At 63.4% G+C, this 524-nt stretch carries 1 protein-coding gene; it reads right to left on the bottom strand.

Annotated features, from left to right (window positions below; translation table 11 throughout):
- Positions 1 to 34: 34 nt before the first annotated feature.
- A partial coding sequence (locus NTD86_RS01880) for a DUF2169 domain-containing protein (RefSeq protein ID WP_262200458.1) occupies positions 35 to 524 on the bottom strand: 490 nt, incomplete at its 5' end.

The raw sequence follows: 524 nt of genomic DNA, 5'->3' as shown, positions 1-524 counted from the left end.
GCCCTGTTTGCGGGCAATGACGTTGTCGGCCATATCAGTGCACCTTCTGCGGTGTGCGCTTGATCAGCGGCGCAGTCGGGTCGGTTTCAAAGCGCGCTTCGAGCACGCGGATGTCCAGGGTGTTGGGCAGGCTGATGCGGTGGGTCAACACCAGGGTCATGGCGTCGGTGTCGATGCGCAGGGTGTCGGTGAGCATCGGCAGCGGCAGCAGGGCGCCATTGAGTAAACGCAGCAATACGAACGGGCGATGGCTGGGCAGCTCCACGCGCAGTCGCCCATCCGGGGTCCGGCTCGGGTCGGTCAGGTTGAACAGTTCGATACGCAGGTTGGGCGGCGGAAATTCGATCTGTTGATCAGTGGGTGCGCCGTTCCAGTAGGCGAAGTCAAAGTCATAAGGCAAGCCGGGCCAGCGTTCGGCTTGCCAAATAGCATCGTAGTTACCGGCCAGCGCCAGACGCGGTGCCCAGGCGCGTCCGACCACGCCGAAGCCGGCGGGTTGATACTTGTAAGTGCTCGCCAGCCGC

This window comes from Pseudomonas sp. 7P_10.2_Bac1, assembly GCF_025465935.1.
Lineage (GTDB): Bacteria > Pseudomonadota > Gammaproteobacteria > Pseudomonadales > Pseudomonadaceae > Aquipseudomonas.
This window is presented reverse-complemented; position numbering and strand designations above follow the sequence as displayed.